Here is a 21828-nt window from a genome sequence, read left to right as displayed (position 1 = left end):
AGATGGGGCTTACTGAATTTCTTATAATCTTATCAGGTATGTTACTAATTATTGTTTTTTATCTCGGTTCAAAACTATACAGAACAAAACAGCAAATCAGCGTAATACAAGAAGCTGTAACGGACATTAAAGATGGAAATTTAAACCGCAAAATACTTACAAGAGAAAATGACATGGCAAGGCAGATTTGCTATGACTTAAATGCAATTACCACAAATATGCAAGCAACGCTTATAAGTCAAAGGCAATCTGAGCAGGCATATAAACGCTTGATGACAAGTCTCTCTCACGATGTTAAAACACCGTTGACATCTCTTGTAGGTTACTTGGAAGCGATAGAAAAAAACATTGTCACGGGGAAAGAAAAGGACGAATATATCGAAGTTGCAATTGGTAAAGCATACAGTCTAAAAGAGTTTACAGAACGACTTTTTGAATGGGTAAAACTTGATGCTAGAGAACAACTATTTCATTTTGAAGTGTGCGATGTTAACGAACTTTCTCGTAGCATTGCTGCCGATTGGATTATTGTTATAGAAAATAATAATTTCGACTATGAAATTAATATTCCCGAAAGGGAATGTCTTGCTCGAATTGATATAAATTCTTATACTCGAATTTTGAACAACCTTTTTCAAAATGTTATTGCTCATAGTAAAGGCACAAAACTTGTATTTGATTTATACGAAGATGAAAACCAAGTCACGGTAAAGGTTTCAGATAACGGAATAGGTATACCGAGTGATGAATTGTCACATATCTTTGAAAGAATGTATCGAGGGGATAAATCTCGAATGACTGCAGGAGCAGGACTTGGATTGTCTATCACGAAAGAACTTGTATCTGTTCATAAGGGCACCATTGACGTTGAAAGTACTTTAAAAGGATCTACAACATTCACTATTATTTTACCAAAAGCTCTATAGCTCTGTCTTAGGCAGGGCTTTTTTTGGGTGAATAATAAGGCACAAGCTTTGACTTTCTATTTCTTTTGAAGTGCCTAAAAGCAAGGAAAGAACAAGATTACGGCAAGGTTATGGCAAGGTTGATGATTTATACTTTTAATTGTAAGTGATTCTACCGTCATACCGGTTATTATATTGGGAAAACAAGGGTATTGAAAGTAAGGAGATTTTAATATGAATGATTTTATAATTGAAACAAAACAATTGACGAAAATTTATGGAGAGCAGACAGCAGTTAATTCAGTGAACCTCCATGTAAAAAAAGGACGTATTTATGGATTATTAGGACGTAATGGAGCAGGTAAAACCACTATCATGAAAATGATTTTAGGGTTGACTCCAATCACCTCCGGCGAAGTTGATGTATTTGGAAAGAATATTAAAGGTCGAGAAAAACGAGTGTATCCCCGTATCGGTGCTATTATCGAAACACCAGGTTTTTATCCAAATTTGACAGGAACAGAAAACTTAGAAATTTTTGCGAAGCTACGTGGTACAGTTGCCCCGAACGCAGTTGAAAATGCATTGAAAGTAGTAGGATTACCTTATAAAGATAAAAAGTTGTTTAGTAAGTATTCTCTTGGAATGAAGCAGCGTCTTGGTATTGCTAACGCTATTATGCACGACCCAGAACTACTGATTTTGGACGAACCTACAAATGGTCTTGACCCTATTGGCATTGCAGAAGTAAGAGATTTTATCAAAAAATTGAGCGTTGAGCATGGAAAAACAATCCTTATTTCCAGTCATATTCTTTCGGAAATCTCATTATTGGCTGATGATATTGGAATTATTGACCATGGTGTTCTTTTAGAAGAAAGTAGCATGAACGAACTGGAAAAGAAAAACCGCAGCTATATCATGTTGCAAGTTTCAGATATTCCGAAAGCTTCACTAATTTTAGAACGAGAATTCAATTTGAAAGATTATTCTGTTCAAGATGATGAAACTCTACGACTTTATGACACTACTTTAGATATAGGAAAAATCAATAGAGCCCTTGTAATGCAGAATGTAACTGTTATTAGTTCGGTGCTTTGTCATGATACCTTAGAGGAATATTTCAAAAAAATTACAGGAGGTGAAGGCATTGCTTAACCTTATTCAAACAGAATTTCTTAAACTGCGCCGCAAAAAGACTATTTGGCTCATGTTGTTAGCTGCTCTCATTATGCCGTTTTTCGCACTATTTTTTGTGGGTAAAGGTGTTGACCCGAGAGAGTATTATAGATGGTCAGCATTAAATTTTACTCCTATCATTATCTTACCTGTTATTTTGGGAATACTTAGTACCATGCTTATGCACGAAGAAAATCAGTATGATACGCTCAAACAACTTTGGATTATTCCTATCAGCAAAATGGGATACCTTTTTAGTAAATTTTTTGTGGTTTTGGTTTACTCCATTTGTTTTATGCTAATTACATTCGTAGCTTCCGTTATGGTTAGTGTGCTTTCAGGATATGTGGTATTTGAATGGTGGAGCGTATTATATTTGCTGAAAAAATGTTTAGAAATTGGTGTTATTATTGCTTTTGCAATGTTGCCGATTTTAGCAATAACCTCATGGCAAAAGGGATATGTTCTCCCAATTTCTATCACCTTGGTTTATGCTTTTTTCCCAATTTTCACAATGCTTGTAAATATGTATATACATCCCTTATCCAGTATGACAGTTATAATCGGGCGAAATAACGATATTCCCCGTTGGTCGTCACAAGGAAGTAACGTTCCGTTAGCGTTTCTTTGTATTTGCGTTTGGGATATTATTGCAGTATTTATTGCAAATATGGCATTGAAAAGAAATGAGGTGTAAATAATGGGAAATTTATTTTGGGCTGAACTCCAAAAGATTCGCCGTTTAAATATTGTTTGGATTACAATTTTTGCAACAGTTATGGTAGCAGGTGTTGTTTTTATAGAGGGATGGTTTACACATGATATAGACAGTGCAGGATGGTATATGACTATGGCTCAGCCTTTGGCAACAATTTTTATTATTCCTGCACTCATTTCTCTTTTGGGAAGCTATATGATTTGTCGTGAAGAAGATGAGGACACTATAAAATCTTTGTTAATTATTCCTATAAATGAAACAAAATTAATTGCTACAAAAATGATTATTACTTTTTTATTCAGCATTTTCATTTATTTGCTGCTCTTTGCAATAGCATTTTTCACTGAGGCAATATTACATTTTTATGATTTATCGGTAGGAATGATTTTAGATTTTCTTAAAATATATTTTCTTCAAGGTGTTGGAGTATTCCTTGTTATCTCGCCTATTATTGCTTTGGTATCATATATGAAAAAAGGACATTGGATTGCATTAGTACTAACTGAAATCTATTCTTTTGCTGGAATAATTGCATGTAGGTCAAAAACCCTAAAAACATTTTATCCTATTTCAGCAGTATTTGGGGTTTCCGGTTACTCTGATGTTACTGCCCAAAGTCGGATAGGAAGTAGTATAGTCTTGTTACTATGTGGTTGCCTTTCTGTTTTTATACTGAAACGTTTCAAATATATTGAGAAAAATTAGTCATAGGCTTAGACGTAGGGCATTAGATAGTTAATAGTTAATAGTTAAAAGTTAATAGTTCAGGATGAAAGTGGTAACCACTTTCTTTTTAATCTAATGATATAATTTGATTTATAAATTTATATAAAAGTACGTTTAGAATTACTAGGAGCAAAGAGAGTAGTAATAACCACAACTGTTAACTATTCACTGTTCACTTTTAACTAGAAAAGTCCCTCTTGTGATGGCGTAAAAATCTTGGATAATTGCTTATTTAGTTGAGGTAGAGTGTTTTAAAAATTGACAATTGACATTTGACAATGATGGAGGAAACTGGACTACAAGTTTCTTTGAATTATAGGGAGTAAATTTTAACTTTGAGAAATAAAACTAACAAAAGCTAAATTCAAAGTTTACAGCCGTAACAAATGGGACAGGCACGACTAATTTAATTCTATAAAATAGAGAGTAGCTCTTTAAAATTAATTACCGTAAATAAAAAAAGTTAGCCAGTCCCTTAGATAGTTAATAGTTAAAAGTTAACAGTTAAGAGTTTAGGAGGAAAGTGGTAACCATTTTCTTTTAAATCTATAAATATAATTTGCTTTGCAAATTTATATAAAATTACGTTTAGTATTACTAGGAACAAAGTGATTAGTAATAACCATAACTATTAATTATTAACTCTTAACTCTTAATTGATAAAGTCCCATTTGTGATGGAGCCAACGCTAGGGGTAATTGCTTGTTTGGAAATTTCACTAAAATCCAAATAGGGGTACTGGTTCTTTGCTTATTTTATTGTGGAAATAGAGCAATTGTGGAATCTACAGTTTAAGCAAAGAAAATAGCCGTAAATGAACCTGTCCCTCTTGTGATGGCGTAAAAATCTTGGATAATTGCTTATTTAGTTGAGGTAGAGATTTTTAGAAAATTGACAATGGACAATTGACATTTGGCAATGATGGAGGAAACTGGACTGCCAGTTTCTTTGGAATTAAAGGGAGTAAATTCTAAGCTTGAGAGATTAAACTAACAAAAGCTATATTCAGAGTTTATATCCGTAACAAGAAGGACAGGCGTATCAAAATATATTTTCCATAAGTTATTTTCACAGTGAAATCGAAAGATTATCAATAAAACCTAAATCAATCAAAGCCGGTCCTAAAATAGCAGCTTTGCTGCGTAGCTGTTCGGGACCGACTTCGAGTACTATTGGAGAGAAACTAAAATCAGCAAAAGTATCTAGCACAAAGAATAGCAAAGTAGCCAATTACGCGTCTGTCCCTCTTGTTATGGAGGTATGACTTAGGATAGATGCTTATTTAGTTGAGGTAGAGTGTTTTAAAAATTGACAATGGACATTTGACAATGGTGGTTGAAAATGGAAACCACTTTCTTTTTAATCTATTAATATAATTTGCCTTGCAAATTTATATAAAAGTACGTTTAGAATTACTAGGAACGAAGTAAGTAGTAATAACCACTTAGGAAAATAAAGGTATATTAATTGACTTTATAAAATTAAAATACTACAATCAAGGTGTGAAAAGGACGTGTTTAAATGATGGATTTAATTATGGAAAATGAAATAGACAAAAATAAAAGTAAAGAATATTTTTACGTTATCAATTATCCTACATATGAAGAAGAACTATGTAATTTAGAAATGAAGTGCATTTTTAATGATATATCAAAGGAAAAATTTATTTTTTCTAATAACTGCGTAAATCCTTCTAGAAGTCCTTTTATAAAAGAAAAAATATCTATAATATATTCAGCAAATACTTTAGAAGAAATAGTTGAAAAAATTATTGAAGATAAGTTAGCCTATGAACAGTTTAAAGTTTGTTATGTTAAAGCTATACAAAATGATCCATTATCTTATCAGGAGAGGCTTAATGCATTAAAAGAGGTTGGATTTGTTATAAAGGGATACCCTAATTTACAGTCTCCTAAAGTGCTTTTAGGGGTAAGTAAGATAGGTGATAGATGGATATTTGGTGAATATGAAAAGAATGATTATGAGTGGCATATACACGATGAAAAACCATATTCGTACTCAAATGGATTAAGTGTAAGAATGTCTAGAGCTATAGTTAATATTGCAATTGAAAACAATTTTGAAAGTAAGTTAGTTGACCCTTGTTGTGGTATAGGAACTGTTGTTATAGAAGCAAGCTCACTTGATTTAAATATTAAAGGTTATGAAATAAGCAGACCTATAGGGCAAAATGCAAAGAAAAATCTTAAGTTTTTTGGTTATAAAGATGTTATAACAATTGGAAACATGCATGATATAGAAGAAAAATTTGATGTTGCAATTGTAGATATTCCTTATGGATTATTTTCACCAACAACACTTAAAGACCAGTTGGATATTATAAAAACCGCTCGTAAAATTGCAAAGAAAATGATAATTATAACCTTTGAAGATATGGATAATCATATAATCTCACAAGGTTTTAAAATTATAGATAAATGTTGTGTAAAAAAAGGTAATTTTAAAAGGTATATAGAAATATGTAAATAAAGCATATGAAAGGAAGTTATTTTTATGAACATAGACATTATAATATCAGCAAGTGACATAAAAAAAGAAAAAATAGAGGGGAAAACAGTTGTAGTTATAGACGTTTTAAGAGCAACATCTGTTATGGTAACAGCTCTTAAAAATGGTTGTGAAAAAGTAATCCCTGTAAAAGAAGTTGATGAGGCTATAGAAATTGCAAAAAATGATAGAAGTAGATATATTTTAGGTGGAGAGAGAAATGCACTTAAAATAGAGGGATTTGATTATTCAAATTCACCGTTAGAATACACTAAAGATGTAATTGAAGGAAAAACTGTTATTATGACAACTACCAATGGAACACAAGCAATAAAAAATGCAGAGTGTGCAGAAAGAATAATAATAGCTTCAATGATTAACGGACAAGCTGTAGCTGATGAAATTGTAAAAGAGAATAAAGATGTAGTATTTATAAATGCAGGAACATATGGTCAGTTTTCAATGGATGACTTTATAACAAGTGGATACATAATATCAAGAATAAAAGAAAAAATAAGTGTAAAACTAACAGATATAGCGACAACATCATTGTATATTTATGATAACAATAAAGATATAACATCCTTTGTAAAGGGAGCAACACACTATAAAAGAATACTAGAACTAGGATTGGAAGATGACTTAGAATATTGTTTATCTAAAGATATAACAGATATAGTTCCAGAGTACAAAAATGGAATTATAAAAGCATAAAAAGCCAATTGGAAAGTGAGAATTCTCAATTATAAGGTATTATGATATAATTACCATGTAAATTATAATATTGTTAAAGAATGAAAGGTGTGAACTAAATAAATGAAATTATTTATAGATACAGCTATAACAGAAGAAATAAAAAGAGCTAATGATATGGGTATAATATGTGGTGTTACAACTAACCCATCTTTAATAGCTAAGTCAGGAAGAGATTTTAAAGAAGTTATAAAAGAAATAACATCAATAGTTGATGGTCCTATAAGTGCAGAAGTTATAAGCTTAGAATGTGAAGGAATGGTTAGCGAAGCATTAGAGCTTGTTAAAATTCACAAAAACATAGTTATAAAACTTCCAATGACAGAGGAAGGATTAAAAGCAACTAAAGTTTTAAGTGCAAAAGGAATAAAAACAAATGTAACTTTAATATTCTCAGCAGCACAAGCTTTACTTGCAGCTAGAGCTGGCGCAACTTATGTAAGTCCATTCTTAGGAAGATTAGATGATATAGGAATGGAAGGAATGAACTTAATAGAAGAAATAGTTGATATTTTCGATGTACACGGAATAGCAACAGAAATAATAGCAGCAAGTGTAAGAAATCCTATCCATGCAACAAAAGCAGCTAGATTAGGAGCTCACATTGCTACAGTTCCACTAAACGTATTATTACAAATGACAAAACACCCATTAACAGATGCAGGAATAGAAAAATTCCTAAAAGATTGGGAAACAGTACCTAAAAAATAGTTAATAAGGATGATTATTTATTTAATTATTCATAAGCACCCCTAGAAAGAAATTTCTAGGGGTTTTTTATGGAAAGATTATTATTTATTTTTTACGCTTTTTAAGTAATAATATTTCATAAAAAACTGTGTAAGATGTAAATAACATTATAAAAGAAATTTCCTCTCTTTGATTCATATTATATGTTGCAAGAACTATTAGGAGAGGGAAAAAAATAAAAATTTGAAGGAACCTAAGTGTTTGAATCTTTTTCAAAGTACCACTCCTAACTTCCAAATATTAGTATATTAATATTTTTTCATTAATATGAGTAAATGTAAATAAGTTTATTTCTACAGTTTTTTTATGAAATAATAAATACTGTCGAAGAATAACTTATATAAGGTTATAGATATTAATTTAAGATAATTTAATATTTATATAATTAAATTTAGACTATTTTTTTATAATAAAAAGGGAGTTTTATGGAAAAAAATTTATAGAATAAAAAAAAGATAAACCTATAATTTAAGGTTTATCTTTTTTTTTTATATATTATAAAAGATTGACTAATTTAATTAAGATAATAATCCTGCAATTGTAGCAGTCATAAATGCTGATAAAGAACCAGCAAGTACAGCTCTTAAACCAAGTTTTGCAACATCTTTTCTCTTTTCAGGAGCAAGACTTCCTATAGAACCTATTTGTATAGCTATAGAGCTGAAGTTTGCAAATCCGCAAAGAGCATAAGTTAAGATTATAACTGTTTTTGGTGAAAGTGCATTACTAGCTATTAATGGTGAAAGGTTACTATAAGCAACAAATTCGTTTAAAACAACCTTTTGTCCTAAAAGATTTCCAGCAACGCTGATATCTTGGCCAGGAACTCCCATTAAGTATGCTATAGGCGCAAATAATTTACCAAAAATCCAGTTTAAGCTTAAGAAGTCAGCACCAAAAATGCCGCCTACAAGTCCTAAAATATAGTTTAAAAGAGCAATTAAAGCAACGAATGCAATTAAAAGTCCACCAACGTTTATAGCAATTTGAATACCTTCCATTGCTCCGTTAGATGCAGCTTCAATTACGTTTGTAGCTGTTTTTTCATCTTTTAACTCAACAGAACCTTTAGTTACAGGTTCCTCAGTTTCTGGAATTAAAATCTTAGCCATTACAAGTCCTGCTGGAGCAGCCATAACACTTGCAGCAAGTAAGTGACTAGCACTAACTCCCATTGCAACATATCCAGCCATAACACTACCAGCAACAGTAGCCATTCCACCAACCATTACGGCAAATAACTCAGATCTAGTCATTTTGCTTAAGTAAGGTTTTACTATAAGTGGAGCTTCATTTTGACTTAAGAAAATATTTGAAACAGCAGAAATAGTTTCTGCACCACTAGTTCCTAAAAGCTTAGCAAGTCCTTTAGCAAATACTGAAATTATGATTTGCATTATACCTAAATGATATAAAATAGCCATAAGGGCAGAAAAGAATATTATTGTAGGTAATACTTGAAATGCAAATATAAAACCAAAAGATTGAGTATCTAGTAGATTTCCAAATAGGAAAGTACTTCCCTCAACAGTAAAGGCTAAAAGTTTATCGATTATCTTACTAAGAAATGCAAAAAAACTTTGTCCTAGTGGAACTTTTAGTACTAATAAGGCAAAAATACCTTGTAGTGATAAACCAATTCCTACAAGTTTCCAATCGATTTTCTTTCTATTCGATGAAAACAGGTAGGCAATTAGTAAAAATGAAATTATTCCTAAAATACCTATAAATTTATCCATATTCACTATTCTCCATTATTTGTATTCAATTTTTATTGAACATCTCTGCAGAGATATATTAAAAACCTATTATAATATAAAATAAAATTATACATTTTTCAACAAAATATTTATGGCAATATAGATATAGCATTCCCTAAAATTTTTGAATTAATCATTATAAATGGCTAAAGTATAAGCTTTATTATGAAAAATAGAAAAAATTAATGAAAGAGAAGTTTAAAACTTTGAACAATTTTTAAAATTAAATTTAATTTTAAAAATTAGAAAAGTTAAAATGTTACAACGTATTTTTAAATCTGCAAAAGTAAAACTCTTAACCAATCACTTCCTCCAAGTTCTACATCCATCACAAATGGAACTTTAATAGTTAAAAGTTAAGAGTGAATAGTTAATAGTTGCGGTTATTACTACTTACTTCGTTCCTAGTAATTCTAAACGTACTTTTAAACCTAGTTCTGCTAACAAAATTTAAGTAAGCAATTCCCAAAAGTTCTAGCGCCATCACAAGAGAGACTTTTCTAGTTAAAAGTTAAAAGTGAATAGTTAACAGTTATGGTTATTACTAGTCACTTCGTTCCTAGTAATTCTAAACGTATTTTTAAACAAAATCTAAGTAAGCAATTTATTAAAGTTATAGCACCATAACAAGAGAGACTTTTCTAGTTAAAAGTTAAGAGTGAATAGTTAACAGTTATGGTTATTACTAGTCATTTCGTTCCTATTAATGCTAAACGTACTTTTATATAAATTTGCAAGGCAAATTATATCATTAGATTAAAAAGAAAGTGGCCTCCACTTTCCTCCTAAACTATTAACTATTACTTCTTAACTCTTAACTCTTTTAAGGGGGACTGGCTAACTTTTTTTATTTATGGTAATTAAATTTAAAGAGTTACTCTCTGTTTTATGGGTATACATCTTTCGTGCCTGTCCCATTTGTTGCGGCTGCGAACCTTGAATATATCTTCAGTTAGTTTAATCTCCTAAACTCAAATTTTACTCCTTCTAATTCAAAAGAAACTGTCAGTCCAGTTTCATCCTGAACTCTTAACTGTTAACTATTAACTATATTAAGGACCGGCTTTGATTGCTTTAGGTTTTATTGATAACATTATGATTTCACTGTGAAAATAACTTATGGAAAATTCACTTTGGTACGCCTGTCCTTCTTGTTACGGCTGTGAACTTTGAATTTAGCTTTAGTTAGATTTACAATTTCATCTTGTTATAATAAAAATTTGATGGATAAACTTAATATAGAAGCTTGTTTACCTATACTAATTTGATGTATTGTTAATATAAAACAAATTTGATGTGTTTTTTTACGGTTTTTGTATATAATTATAATGTAGATTTTAAATTTTAAAATTTATAGTGTCGAAGATAGAAGAGTAAGACTAAATTAATAGTAGGAAATTTTTTATATTTATAGTTAGGAGTTGTTTTTAATGTCTTTTGATTTTTTAGATAATAAAAATATGACAATACATTTTATAGGTATAGGTGGAGTGAGCATGAGCGGGCTTGCAGAAATACTTATAAAAAATGAATACAAGGTATCCGGTTCAGATAGATCACAAAGTTATATTACAGAAAAGTTAGAAAAACTAGGTGCTAAAATATTTATTGGACATAATAGTTCAAATTTAGATGGAGTAGATTTAGTTGTTTATACAGCTGCTATAGCAGAAGATAATCCAGAACTTATAAGAGCTAAAAATGATGGAATTAAAATGTTAAACAGAGCGGAATTTTTAGGTTTACTTATGAAAGGTCATAAATATGGAGTTGCTATATCAGGAACTCATGGGAAAACTACAACTACATCTATGATGGCTCATGTAGGATTAAAAGAAGATATAGACCCTACTGTTTTAGTTGGTGGAAAATTAGACGCTATAGAGGGAAATGTAAGAGTTGGAGAAAGTGAATATTTTATAACAGAAGCTTGTGAATATAAAGAATCATTTTTGAATTTTTATCCATATGTAGGGGTTATATTAAATGTTGAAGCTGACCATTTAGATTACTATAGAGATTTAAATCACGTAAAGGAAGCTTTCATAAAATTTGTAGCTATAATACCTGATGATGGATATGTAGTTGTAAATGCAGATGATAAAAATGCTATAGATGTTATAAAGGATGCTAAATGTAATGTAATGAGTTTCGGCATAGAAAATGGTGAATACAGAGCTAAAAATATTAAATATAATGATTTAGGTTGTGGCATTTTTGATGTTTATAAAAATGAAGAAAAATTATTTTCTATAGAATTAAATGTTCCAGGAAAACACAATGTATTAAATGCTATGTCTGTTATTTGTAGTTCTTTAGCATTAAACATTAGTAAAGAATCAATAGTTGAAGGATTATTTAACTTTAGGGGAACTCATAGAAGATTTGAATTTAAAGGATGTAAGAATGGAATAAATGTTGTAGATGATTATGCACATCATCCTACAGAAATAAGAGCAACGTTAGAGGCTGTAAAAAACTATCCGCATAAAGATGTTTTTGTAATCTTCCAACCACACACTTATACAAGAACAATAACTTTATTCGATGATTTTGTAAATTGCTTTAAAGGAACTAAAAATCTAATTCTTGCAGATATATATGCTGCCCGTGAAAAAGACACAGGAATAGTTAGTTCAGCTAAACTAGGTGATGCTATAAGAGAAACAGGAATAGATGCTAAGAATTTTCATAGTTTCGAAGAAATAGTAGATTATTTAGAAAAAAATGCAAAAGAAGAAGATTTAATCCTAACAGTAGGTGCAGGAGATGTTTACAAAATAGGAGAAATGTTTCTTGAAAACAATTTATAAAAAATAAAATAAAAAAGGTCTATGATAAAACTATTATTAGTTTTATCATAGAACTTTTTTTATGTTTTAAATTATAGCTTTTTATAAGATTTTATACTATTTGGTATTTTCAATGCAATAAGTATAGTCAAAGCACCGGATATGATAGATTCTAAATATAATCTTTGATAAAATCCGTATATTGAGGTAACAAGCATTAATATAAAACATGTAATTTGACAGATAGCCCTAAATAAACTTTTATTGTTCTTATTCATATGCATCTACCACTTTTTATTTAGTAATAACAATATATACAATATCTTTAGTCATTTAGTAAGGATACTAATTTAATTTTTAATAAAATAATAGAAAATACTAGTACTAATACGCATTGATAAAAGGATATAGTATAAAAATAACGATTAAAATAATAAATTCCAAACACTATTATTAAAGATGGTAAAGATTCTATTAAATCTTTAAATCCTAATTTTATATTTTGCTTCACTGAATAATTATTAGACCTTAATTTAGAAGGTTTATTATGAAAAATAAATATAATATTATTTAAAGATATAACACAAATACCTAATATTGTAAGTGTTAAATAATAATTTATGCTAAATAGCTTATTTGTAATAACAAACTGTAATAGAAAAATAGTTGACATTGTAAAAAAGGTTATTAGAAAAGATAATATATTTTTACTAACTATATAAGCTATAATATTTTTGTTTGTAATTAAGTTTTTAATATCTAAACTAATTATATAATCAGCAACAAAATTGTATCTACAAACCATTGTTAACATAGTTAAAATGCCTATTGTGTACACATTTTCAAGTTGGGGAGCTTTTAAATAACATCCTATAAATAATATAATTACTCCTAAGAAAAAAGAAATTATCTCTTTTTTTCTGCTGTGAAAAATAATTTTAAACTTTCTTTAAACCAATATTTCATATAAATCTCCTTATTTGTTAATTACAATGTATACAAATATGATTACTGTTAATATTGAAAAGGATAAGTATAATATGAAAAATACTATCTATTTCTTTGATTAGAATAATCTATATTTTTAATGGGCTTAATTTTGGAAAATAATAACATGAATCCAATATGTAGTCAACTGAAAATTTACAGTTTTATAATATGTGTCTATAGTATAATAAATCTAGAAAATATAATCCTAAATTTTATGGGATACAAAACTAAAATAGGGAGTGAAGAACATGGGGATAAAAGTTTATAAGGTAAATGCCTTTACTAAGGATAGTAAAGGTGGCAATTGTGCTGGAGTTGTTTTGGATGGGGAAAAAATAAATGAATTAGAGATGCAAATTATAGCTAAAAAATTAAATTTTTCTGAAACAGCATTTGTAATACCAAAGGATAAAAGAAAAAGAAAAAATAATAAAGAAGTTTACGATTATGAGGTTAAATTTTTTACACCTACAGAAGAAGTTGATTTATGTGGGCATGCCACAATAGCTACATTTTTCACATTGGCTAAAATGGGATTATTACCACAAAATAATATTTCTTTAAAACAAAAGACAAAGGCTGGAATTTTAGATGTAGATGTAATTTCAAAGGATGAAATAGAGGTTGTTATGTCACAAGCTGAACCAGAATTTTCAGATGAGTCTTTAAATAAAGAGACATTGTCTAAAATCTTAAATTTATGTGAAGATGAAATTGGATTTGAAAATTTGAAACCACAAATTGTTTCTACCGGTCTTAGAGATATATTAATTCCTATTAAAAATGAAGAGGATTTAAAAAATATAAAAATAGATAATGATTTATTAATAAATTATAGTAGAGAGCTAAAAGTAGTGGGAATTCATGCATTTGCAGTAGATAGTAACAATAATGAAAGATTTATTGTAAGAAACTTTGCACCAGCAGTAGGAATACCAGAAGAAAGTGCAACAGGAACATCTAATGGGGCATTACTTGCTTATTTAATTAAAAATAATTTTTATGAATTAAAGGACCATGAAGAAAAAACTATAATTTGTCGTCAAGGTATGTATATGGGGAATGCAAGTGAAATTATAGCAAAAGGAAGTATATCTAATGGAAAAATATCTATAAAAGTTGGTGGTAAATCTTATATAGAAGGTGAAGAAGAAATAGAGTTAAAACCATTAGAAATTTAATGTAATAAAAAGGGAAAGCTAGGTAATTCTAAATTACCTAGCTTTGAGGGGTTAGATTTTGAAAAAGTTCATTTTAACTGTGTACTCATTAATTAGTATAGACAACTTTTTAGAAAAATAATCAATTTCAAAGTTACAAATTGTAGAATGTATGCCTTTATCTTTTAAAAAGTGGATGGTTCCTATGTTATTATCATCTTTACGTAGTCTTATTAAGATACTTTCTACCTCATTAAACTGCATTCTAGAGGCAATATTATTAGAATCTAGAATAAGATTTAACGTTCTATTATTTAAAGGAATAATTAAATCAATATCACATTCCCTATCTTTGAAAACTTTTATTTCAAAATCACTTACTAAATTTAAATTGTACTGTTTAAATTCATACATATATATAAACCTCATTTTAAAATTATTATTTTATTAAAAGAATTTCCTTTGCTACATTTAAACATTCATCATAGGAGTTTCTAAAAGCATCTTCAAAAAAGAATAGAAAAACTTTTATAATTTTATTATATACTATAAAATTAGAAATTCATTTAAATTATAGGAAACAAGATTATAGTTTAGAGTGAAACTGGAATCCAGTTTATTTTTAATTAAAGAGATTAAAAAATGCCACAACTCTTAACTAAAAAAACTATTAATATAATTTGGATATATTAATAGTTTTTTTTATCAATATTTATTTAAATATCTTTTTTAATTTAGCAAACTTTGTTGAAGTAAAAGGAGGATATCTTAGTGGAACATCCATAGCAAAATCTTTTTTTACAATAGATTTTATATGAGAAAAAGTTTCAAAACTATTCATTCCATGATATTTCCCCATTCCGCTTTCACCAACACCTCCAAAAGGCAAGTATAAAGAGGCTACATGAACTATAGTTTCATTTATACAAACTCCTCCAGAGGTTGTTTTTTGTAGTATTTTAGATATATTTTTTTCATCTTTAGAGAAAAAATATAATGCAAGTGGTTTTGGTCTATAGTTTACAACAGCAATAACTTCATCTAACGTATCAAATTCAATTACTGGTAAAATAGGTCCAAATATTTCATCGTTCATTACAGTATTATTAAAGGTTATATCATTTAAAATTGTTGGTGATATATAAAGTTCATCACGATCAATTTCACCACCAAATTCAATTTTACCGCAGTTTAAATATTTTACTAATCTATCAAAAGCTTGTTCATCAATTATTCTAGGGTAGTCTTTTGATTTTTTAAAATCTAGTCCATAAAATTTATTAATATAATGTTTTATATATTTTATTAAATCTTCTTTTACAGAACTATGGACATATAAATAATCTGGAGCTACACAAGTTTGACCAGCATTTAGAAATTTGCCCCAAACAAGTCTTTTAGCTGTTAGTTTTAAATCAGCTGTATTATCCACAATACAAGGACTTTTTCCGCCTAACTCAAGTGTTACAGGAGTAAGGTTTTTTGAGGCTGCTTCCATAACTACTTTTCCAACAGGAACACTACCTGTGAAGAAAATATAATCAAACTTTTGATTTAGTAGTTCTGAATTAGCATCTCTACCACCATTAACAACAGAAATAAATTCTCTAGGGAAATTTTCACATAAAAGTTTTGTAAGAACTTTAGATGTGTTAAGACTTTTTTGAGATGGCTTTAAAATAACTGTGTTTCCTGCAGCAATAGCACCTATTAATGGAGCTAGTGAAAGTTGAAATGGATAGTTCCAAGGCGATATTATAAGTGTGACGCCATATGGCTCTGGATAAGTAAAGCATTTAGCAGGAAAATGAGCTAGTTGTGATTTTACCTTTGTAGCTTGCATCCAGTTTTTTAAGTTTTTTATAGTGTGATTAAGTTCTTCAAAAACAATGCCAAGCTCTGTTGCGTACCCTTCAAAATTAGATTTTTTTAAGTCGTTATAAAGAGCATCTAGTATTAATTGTTCATTATTTTGCAGAATAACTTTTAATTTATTTAATTGAGTCAATCTAAATTGAGTAGTAAGAGTACTACCTTTAAGAAAATAATTACGTTGAATATCAACAAGTTCTTTTATATCCATAAACAAAACCTCCATTCCTAAATTATAATTCTATAAAACATAAATTTTGCCATCAAAGTATTTGTCTTCTCTTAAATAATTTAATTTTAAGATAGTCTATTTATAGAGTTCAAAGTTGACTTTTAAAACTACTTATTCCAAAACTTGGATACCCAAAATAGTGAGATATGCTCTGAATTACTTAGAATTCAACACTTCATCTTGTATGAAAATATTTTAAGAGTGTTGAATAAATTTAAATTGGAGCTTGTTTCCCTATAATATAGGATTCCAAATTAAATCTTAAACTTATTCATTTATCAAATGAGAAAACACAAATTAATATTTTTTTCAATAACTAACTATATTTGTACTTTATCTTAATAATATACCTAATAAAGTATATTATTAAGATAAAGTATATAATATACCTTAGAATTAAATAAATAATATCATTGAACTTATGTATATTCAAGAAAATAAAATAAATTAAGTAAAAAGCAATTTAATAAACAATAAATTTAAAATTAAAAGGTTATAAAGGAAAGGGAATAATAAATAAAGAATTAATAATAAGGTTACTATAAAAAATAGGAAATGGTGTAGTATGAAAAAGATAAATGATTATAATATTTATATTAAAATTTTAGCGTTAATATTTATAGTTACTAAATCTATACAAGGAAAAGTCCCAGCATTATATGTAGTTATATATTTTTTATTATGTTTAATAATTAATTTTAGTGTGTATTTATTTAAAGAGAATATAGAAAAATTATTATTAGTATCAGGGATTATAATATCTTTTATAACTTCCATTACAGTAATGCCATTAGCAATAATATTTTTCTTTATAAATTTAATTGAATTTTTATATTTAATTAAGTTGTCTAATGCTTTCTTGCTAATTTTAATTTGTAGTATAGTAGTATTTTTAAAAATAGATATTGATTTTTTTTCTTTGTTTATTTTTATAGCTATATATTTTATTTATTATAGATTATATTGGGAATTAAATTGTATTAATTATGATTTGCCATTAAAGATAGAAATGCAACGAAAAACTATCGACGAGTTGAATCTAAAATTAAAAAAACAAAGTAAGTATAGAAAACAGGCAATATATACTTACAAACTAAAAGAAAGAAATGAACTATCTAAAAAAGTTCATGATAAAGTAGGGCATACTATAGCTGGAAGTCTTTTGCAATTGGAAGCATGTAAAATTGTATTAAATAGTGATATGGATAAAGGAAAAGAAATGATAGATGGAACTATTGACGTATTAAGGCGAGGTATGGACGATATAAGAAAGATTTTAAGAGAAATAAATCCTACTGATGAGCAAATAGGGATAAATAGAATTAAGTTAATTTTAAATGAAAAAACACAGAATACTAACTTCACATTTAATGTAATTCATAAAGGGGATATGGAAAAGATAAGCAAAAAACAATGGATGCTTTTTTTAGATGTTATAATGGAGGCTTCTACAAATTCATTAAAATACTCTGAAGGTAATCATATAACTGTAAAAATAGAAGTGTTTAATAAATTAATTAAACTTCAAATAGCTGACAACGGCATAGGGAATTTAAATTTTAAAAAAGGAATAGGGTTAAATAGTATAGAACAAGAAGTGATGGAGTTAAATGGGAAATGTATAATAAATAGTTATAAAGGTTTTGAAATAATATTATTAATGCCAATGGAAACTATAGTTAGTTAAAAGTTAAGAACTATTTAATCTTAACTTTTAACTAAAATAAGGTAAAGGGGGAAGTTATGCTTAAATTAATTATTGCAGATGATGATTTACTTATAAGAGAAAGTTTAAAAATAATATTAAGTGCAGATAAGGAATTAGATGTATTAGAGACTTTTGAAAACGGTAAAGAAGCAGTAAATTATATTTTGACAAATAATGTTGATATAGCGCTTTTAGATGTAAGGATGCCAATATTAAATGGAGTTGAAGCTACAAAGGAGATAACAGAAAGAACTAACACAAAAGTTGTTATACTTACAACTTTTGATGAGGATGAATATATAGACAACGCATTAAAGTTTGGTGCAAAGGGATATATATTAAAAAATAATGCACCAAATGAAATTATAAACACTATAAAAATGGTTCATAAAGGTAATTCTGTAATACAAGATAATGTACTAGAACGATTAAAGTGTAATTTTCAAAATAAAAGTGAAATAAAATTAGATAAAGAACTATTTACTCAAAGAGAAATAGAAATAATAAAATTAATATCACAAGGACTTAGTAATAAAGAAATATCATCAAATTTATATATAACAGAAGGAACAGTAAAAAATTATATATCATCAATACTCAATAAAACAGGATTACAACATAGAACTCAAATAGCTATATATTATTTAAAAGGAAACTTATAAATATATAAGTTTTAATTCAAATTTATTAATTAAACCTTTGTTATTAGTTTTAAAAAAATATAATTGTAGTTAGTTAAGAGTTAAAAGGTAAGAGTTAAGAGTTGTGGATGAAACTGTATTAATCCAGTTTCTTTCAACTTAAGGGAGTAAAAATTGAGTTTTAGAGACAAAACAAACTAAAACTATATTCAAAATGTACAGCCGTAACAAATGGGACAGGCACGACTAATGTAGTTCCATAAAATAGATAGTAACTCTTTAAATTTAATTACCATAAATAAAAAAAGTTAGCCAGTCCCTTAATATAGTTAAAAAATTTAAAGAAATTGACAATGGACAAAGGACAATTGACAATGATGGAGGAAACTGGGCTACTAGTTTCTTTTGAATTTAAGAGAGTAAAAGTAACTTTAAGAGAACTACAAAACGAACTACTTCCACCATGGGAAAAGGTAGTAAAAAGGCTAAATAAGAATGGTAAAGTAGTAAAAGCTAAAAAAGAATATAAAGGGAAGTTAAAACAAGATGGAAAATTAACTGAAAAGGATAAAATATCATAAAGAAGGGTAAAAATAAAAAACCTTTTGTCCGAAGGTCTTAAAAGATCTTAAAAGAAAAGATATATGTGACCAATTGAATATATCTATTAAAACTTACAAACGTAATATAAGTAGTTTAAACGAACAAGGATTAACATAATCTTTGTTCGTTTTGCTTGTAAAGCATCTAAGTATTTTTTACAATGGGGGTCAATTTTTTTTTCGGCTTATATGGGGGGCTTACTCTCTGGTGATTGTGATTGAGGAGGAGTTTCTGGGAAACTATTGATTTTTATTGCTTTTAGGTACTTTTTCTTTTCTTAGGTTATCTTTGTGATTAGTAATTATTCGGGGGTATTAGTTTAACAAAAGAGGATTAAAACATTTTTTATAGAATAAACAATCACTAGGAACTATACATATAGTTTTAGAAGTATGTTTTTAGGAATGTCATTTAGAAAAAACTAGCGAAGAATAGTGCTTCTAAGGGTTAAAGTTAAAAAAATATAATAGGAGTTGTTGTTATGTATAGTAAAATATAATAAATTTAGTATTAAAAATTTATGAAAAAATTATATTTGAGAATATTATAAGGGGTGAGTAAATGGTTTTAAAGTATACCAATACCATTGATGAATTTGTAGAAATGCAATGTTTTTTAGACAAGATAAAAAAAGGAAGAATCTTTCAAATAAAAGTTTTTAGTATAATTTTATTTGCATGTTATATGGGGTCAATTGCATATATAGTATGGATATTATCAGAAATGAATAAGCGGTCATTTAGTTATGAAGCTATAGAGATAGGTAGTGCATGTATAGGAGCTGCCATTGTTGCAATTATGCTCACTACTATAGTAGTGAAATTACGTCCTAAAATTTATTTATATCAAATAAGAAGAGCATACAAACATGCTATAAAGAAAAAACCTAATATTATAATGGAAAGACAATTAATTATAGAATCAAATAAATTTATAAGTATGGTAGATAAATCTCAAAATGAATTTTATTTTGAGGAGATTTATAAGGTATTTGAAAATAATGATAAAATATATATTTTTGATAAAAACTATAAAAAAGTATTATTAATACCTGAAAAAGTATTTAGAGATTTTGAGGAGATTTATAAGGTATTTGAAAATAATGATAAAATATATATTTTTGATAAAAACTATAAAAAAGTATTATTAATACCTGAAAAAGTATTTAGAGATAATGATGAAAAATTAGATTTTTTAAGAAGAATAAAAAATAATAAAACTGTATCCTCTAGAATTGCCAGAAATCGTGTTTAACATCATTTACTATTTCTAATTTATTAGTAAACTTAAAATTTATATTTTGATAATTTTTTCTCTTTCTTCTTGTTTAAAGTCCGTTTTTTCTTATGTCTTTAATATGTAAAATATTAAAAATACACTTAGTATAGCCCAGATACCTTGTGATAAAGCAACTTTTAGTATTTCATCATTCATATTGTTATTCCTTACGTTTAATTAAAATAATTCTTTGATTTTTTTACAGTTAAGTTATAAATTTTATTTACAGCTTGTCTAGGCATACTAACATCCATTGACATTTCTTTATCTGTAGATTGATTAAAGTATTTTTCAAAGAGTATATGTTTTTGTTTTTTGTGACAGTTTTTGAATTTACAAGTTGATTTAAATATACATTAAATTCAGTGTCTTGATATGCACAGTATCATTGTTAAATGTATCAGTCAACTCAACTTCTGTAATTGTATTAGGTTTATTAAGTCTATATTTATAATAATTTCAATTATAGGAATCATAGTTATAATTAATGAACTAAAGGATACATGTTTAATAAATAATAGTTTTTCAAAACCAATAGAAAAATCTATTAAAGATTATTTAGAAAATATCTATAATCAAGATGTAATTATAAATAGGATAGATGGTTGTGTAGAAGATAATACTAGAATTGTTTATTTTGAATTAGAAAATATAAATAAAGAAAAAATAGTATTATATGTAAATAGCTTTTTACCTAAAAGACTTAAATATATTGATGAAATACAAAGTATAGAAAAATACAAAGAATATTTTTAATAAAAAAACTATCTCAACTTGTATAGCTTCAATTGTTTGACCAAAGATACTAGCATAATTATTCAAGCCAACTACCCATGGAAGTCATCTTCCACTTACATATGCCCTGTATCTAACATTGTATCCAGATAATCCACTAATTTTTATTTGTAGACTATCTATATTAGTACCCAAAATACCAGCATAATCACTTCTATCACTTACCCAAGGTGCCCAATTATCATTTTGAGTATGAAATCTATATTGAATACTACCTTTATTAAGAGTAGCATTTTTGTATTAAAAATTAATAATTAAGAGTTTAAAGTAATAACCACAACTATTAACTATTCACTCTTAACTTTTAACTAGCAAAGCATTACAACTCTTAACTAGAAAAGCGTAAATACTTTAACAATATGACTAAAGTCACATAAAGATTATGACCTTCTCCACGTTATTTGGAGAAGGTTTTTCTATACAATAGAATTAAGAAGATAATGATTGAGCGAATATAA

19 protein-coding genes are annotated in these 21828 nt (G+C 27.7%); 14 read left to right on the top strand and 5 right to left on the bottom strand.

The window, feature by feature from the left end:
- The first annotated feature begins 2 nt into the window (after positions 1 to 2).
- The 7 genes from KQI36_RS07815 (at position 3) to fsa (ending at position 7500) form a co-directional block, all read left to right on the top strand.
- Entirely contained in the window at positions 3 to 926 is a 924-nt protein-coding gene (locus KQI36_RS07815) for a sensor histidine kinase (protein WP_216450445.1), read from the top strand.
- A gap of 213 nt (positions 927 to 1139) precedes the next feature.
- On the top strand, positions 1140 to 2063 hold the full coding sequence (locus KQI36_RS07810; RefSeq protein ID WP_216450444.1) for an ABC transporter ATP-binding protein: 924 nt from the start codon (positions 1140 to 1142) through the stop codon (positions 2061 to 2063).
- Positions 2056 to 2781 carry an ABC transporter permease gene (locus KQI36_RS07805; RefSeq protein WP_216450443.1) on the top strand — a complete coding sequence of 242 codons (726 nt, stop codon included), beginning with the start codon at positions 2056 to 2058 and terminating at the stop codon, positions 2779 to 2781. The genes KQI36_RS07810 and KQI36_RS07805 overlap by 8 nt, the downstream gene beginning before the upstream one ends.
- Positions 2782 to 2784: 3 nt before the next feature.
- Entirely contained in the window at positions 2785 to 3507 is a 723-nt protein-coding gene (locus KQI36_RS07800; protein ID WP_216450442.1) for an ABC transporter permease, read from the top strand.
- Positions 3508 to 5049: 1542 nt separating this feature from the next.
- Positions 5050 to 6018, top strand: a complete 969-nt coding sequence (locus KQI36_RS07795; RefSeq protein ID WP_216450441.1) for a TRM11 family SAM-dependent methyltransferase — start codon at positions 5050 to 5052, stop codon at positions 6016 to 6018.
- Positions 6019 to 6042: 24 nt separating this feature from the next.
- Complete coding sequence (locus KQI36_RS07790; RefSeq protein ID WP_061996358.1) at positions 6043 to 6750, top strand: 2-phosphosulfolactate phosphatase family protein; 708 nt, start codon at positions 6043 to 6045, stop codon at positions 6748 to 6750.
- Positions 6751 to 6852: 102 nt separating this feature from the next.
- Positions 6853 to 7500: a fructose-6-phosphate aldolase gene (fsa, locus tag KQI36_RS07785; RefSeq protein ID WP_216450440.1), complete on the top strand. Its 648-nt coding sequence runs from the start codon at positions 6853 to 6855 to the stop codon at positions 7498 to 7500.
- Positions 7501 to 8057: 557 nt separating this feature from the next.
- Here the strand turns inward: fsa and KQI36_RS07780 are convergent.
- On the bottom strand, positions 8058 to 9278 hold the full coding sequence (locus KQI36_RS07780; protein ID WP_010297847.1) for a NupC/NupG family nucleoside CNT transporter: 1221 nt from the start codon (positions 9276 to 9278) through the stop codon (positions 8058 to 8060).
- 1451 nt (positions 9279 to 10729) lie between these two features.
- Here KQI36_RS07780 and murC point away from each other — a divergent pair.
- Entirely contained in the window at positions 10730 to 12112 is a 1383-nt protein-coding gene (gene murC, locus KQI36_RS07775) for a UDP-N-acetylmuramate--L-alanine ligase (protein WP_216450439.1), read from the top strand.
- Positions 12113 to 12183: 71 nt separating this feature from the next.
- Here murC and KQI36_RS07770 read toward each other — a convergent pair whose 3' ends face one another.
- Positions 12184 to 12369: a hypothetical protein gene (locus tag KQI36_RS07770; protein WP_147582285.1), complete on the bottom strand. Its 186-nt coding sequence runs from the start codon at positions 12367 to 12369 to the stop codon at positions 12184 to 12186.
- Positions 12370 to 13329: 960 nt separating this feature from the next.
- Here KQI36_RS07770 and KQI36_RS07765 point away from each other — a divergent pair.
- Positions 13330 to 14262: a PhzF family phenazine biosynthesis protein gene (locus KQI36_RS07765; protein ID WP_216450438.1), complete on the top strand. Its 933-nt coding sequence runs from the start codon at positions 13330 to 13332 to the stop codon at positions 14260 to 14262.
- A 51-nt stretch (positions 14263 to 14313) separates the two neighbouring features.
- Here the strand turns inward: KQI36_RS07765 and KQI36_RS07760 are convergent, their stop codons facing one another.
- Together KQI36_RS07760 and KQI36_RS07755 are read right to left on the bottom strand one after the other, a co-directional pair.
- Positions 14314 to 14655 carry a hypothetical protein gene (locus KQI36_RS07760; protein ID WP_216450437.1) on the bottom strand — a complete coding sequence of 114 codons (342 nt, stop codon included), beginning with the start codon at positions 14653 to 14655 and terminating at the stop codon, positions 14314 to 14316.
- A gap of 298 nt (positions 14656 to 14953) precedes the next feature.
- Positions 14954 to 16324: an aldehyde dehydrogenase gene (locus tag KQI36_RS07755; RefSeq protein WP_216450436.1), complete on the bottom strand. Its 1371-nt coding sequence runs from the start codon at positions 16322 to 16324 to the stop codon at positions 14954 to 14956.
- A gap of 586 nt (positions 16325 to 16910) precedes the next feature.
- On the opposite strand from KQI36_RS07755, the gene KQI36_RS07750 reads away from it, so the two are divergent.
- From KQI36_RS07750 to KQI36_RS07735, 4 genes are all read left to right on the top strand, one after another.
- Positions 16911 to 18032, top strand: a complete 1122-nt coding sequence (locus tag KQI36_RS07750; RefSeq protein WP_216450435.1) for a sensor histidine kinase — start codon at positions 16911 to 16913, stop codon at positions 18030 to 18032.
- 56 nt (positions 18033 to 18088) lie between these two features.
- A complete protein-coding gene (locus tag KQI36_RS07745) occupies positions 18089 to 18715 on the top strand; it encodes a response regulator transcription factor (RefSeq protein WP_216450434.1) in 627 nt (208 codons plus the stop codon).
- 332 nt (positions 18716 to 19047) lie between these two features.
- The gene (locus tag KQI36_RS07740) at positions 19048 to 19275 is read left to right on the top strand and encodes a hypothetical protein (RefSeq protein ID WP_216450433.1); all 228 of its coding nucleotides are present in this window, start codon (positions 19048 to 19050) and stop codon (positions 19273 to 19275) included.
- Positions 19276 to 19858: 583 nt separating this feature from the next.
- Positions 19859 to 20551, top strand: coding sequence for a hypothetical protein (locus KQI36_RS07735; protein ID WP_216450432.1), 693 nt, complete (start codon positions 19859 to 19861; stop codon positions 20549 to 20551).
- Positions 20552 to 20641: 90 nt separating this feature from the next.
- Here KQI36_RS07735 and KQI36_RS17940 read toward each other — a convergent pair whose 3' ends face one another.
- A complete protein-coding gene (locus KQI36_RS17940; protein ID WP_216450431.1) occupies positions 20642 to 20731 on the bottom strand; it encodes a BhlA/UviB family holin-like peptide in 90 nt (29 codons plus the stop codon).
- 219 nt (positions 20732 to 20950) lie between these two features.
- On the opposite strand from KQI36_RS17940, the gene KQI36_RS07725 reads away from it, so the two are divergent.
- Positions 20951 to 21331 (top strand): hypothetical protein, encoded by a 381-nt coding sequence (locus KQI36_RS07725; RefSeq protein WP_216450430.1) that lies wholly within the window; start codon positions 20951 to 20953, stop codon positions 21329 to 21331.
- Positions 21332 to 21828 lie beyond the last annotated feature (497 nt).

This window comes from Clostridium senegalense (genome assembly GCF_018916625.1).
GTDB lineage: Bacteria > Bacillota > Clostridia > Clostridiales > Clostridiaceae > Clostridium_J > Clostridium_J senegalense.
The sequence above is the reverse complement of the archived record's forward strand: the minus strand, read 5'-3'. Positions and strand labels throughout refer to the sequence as shown.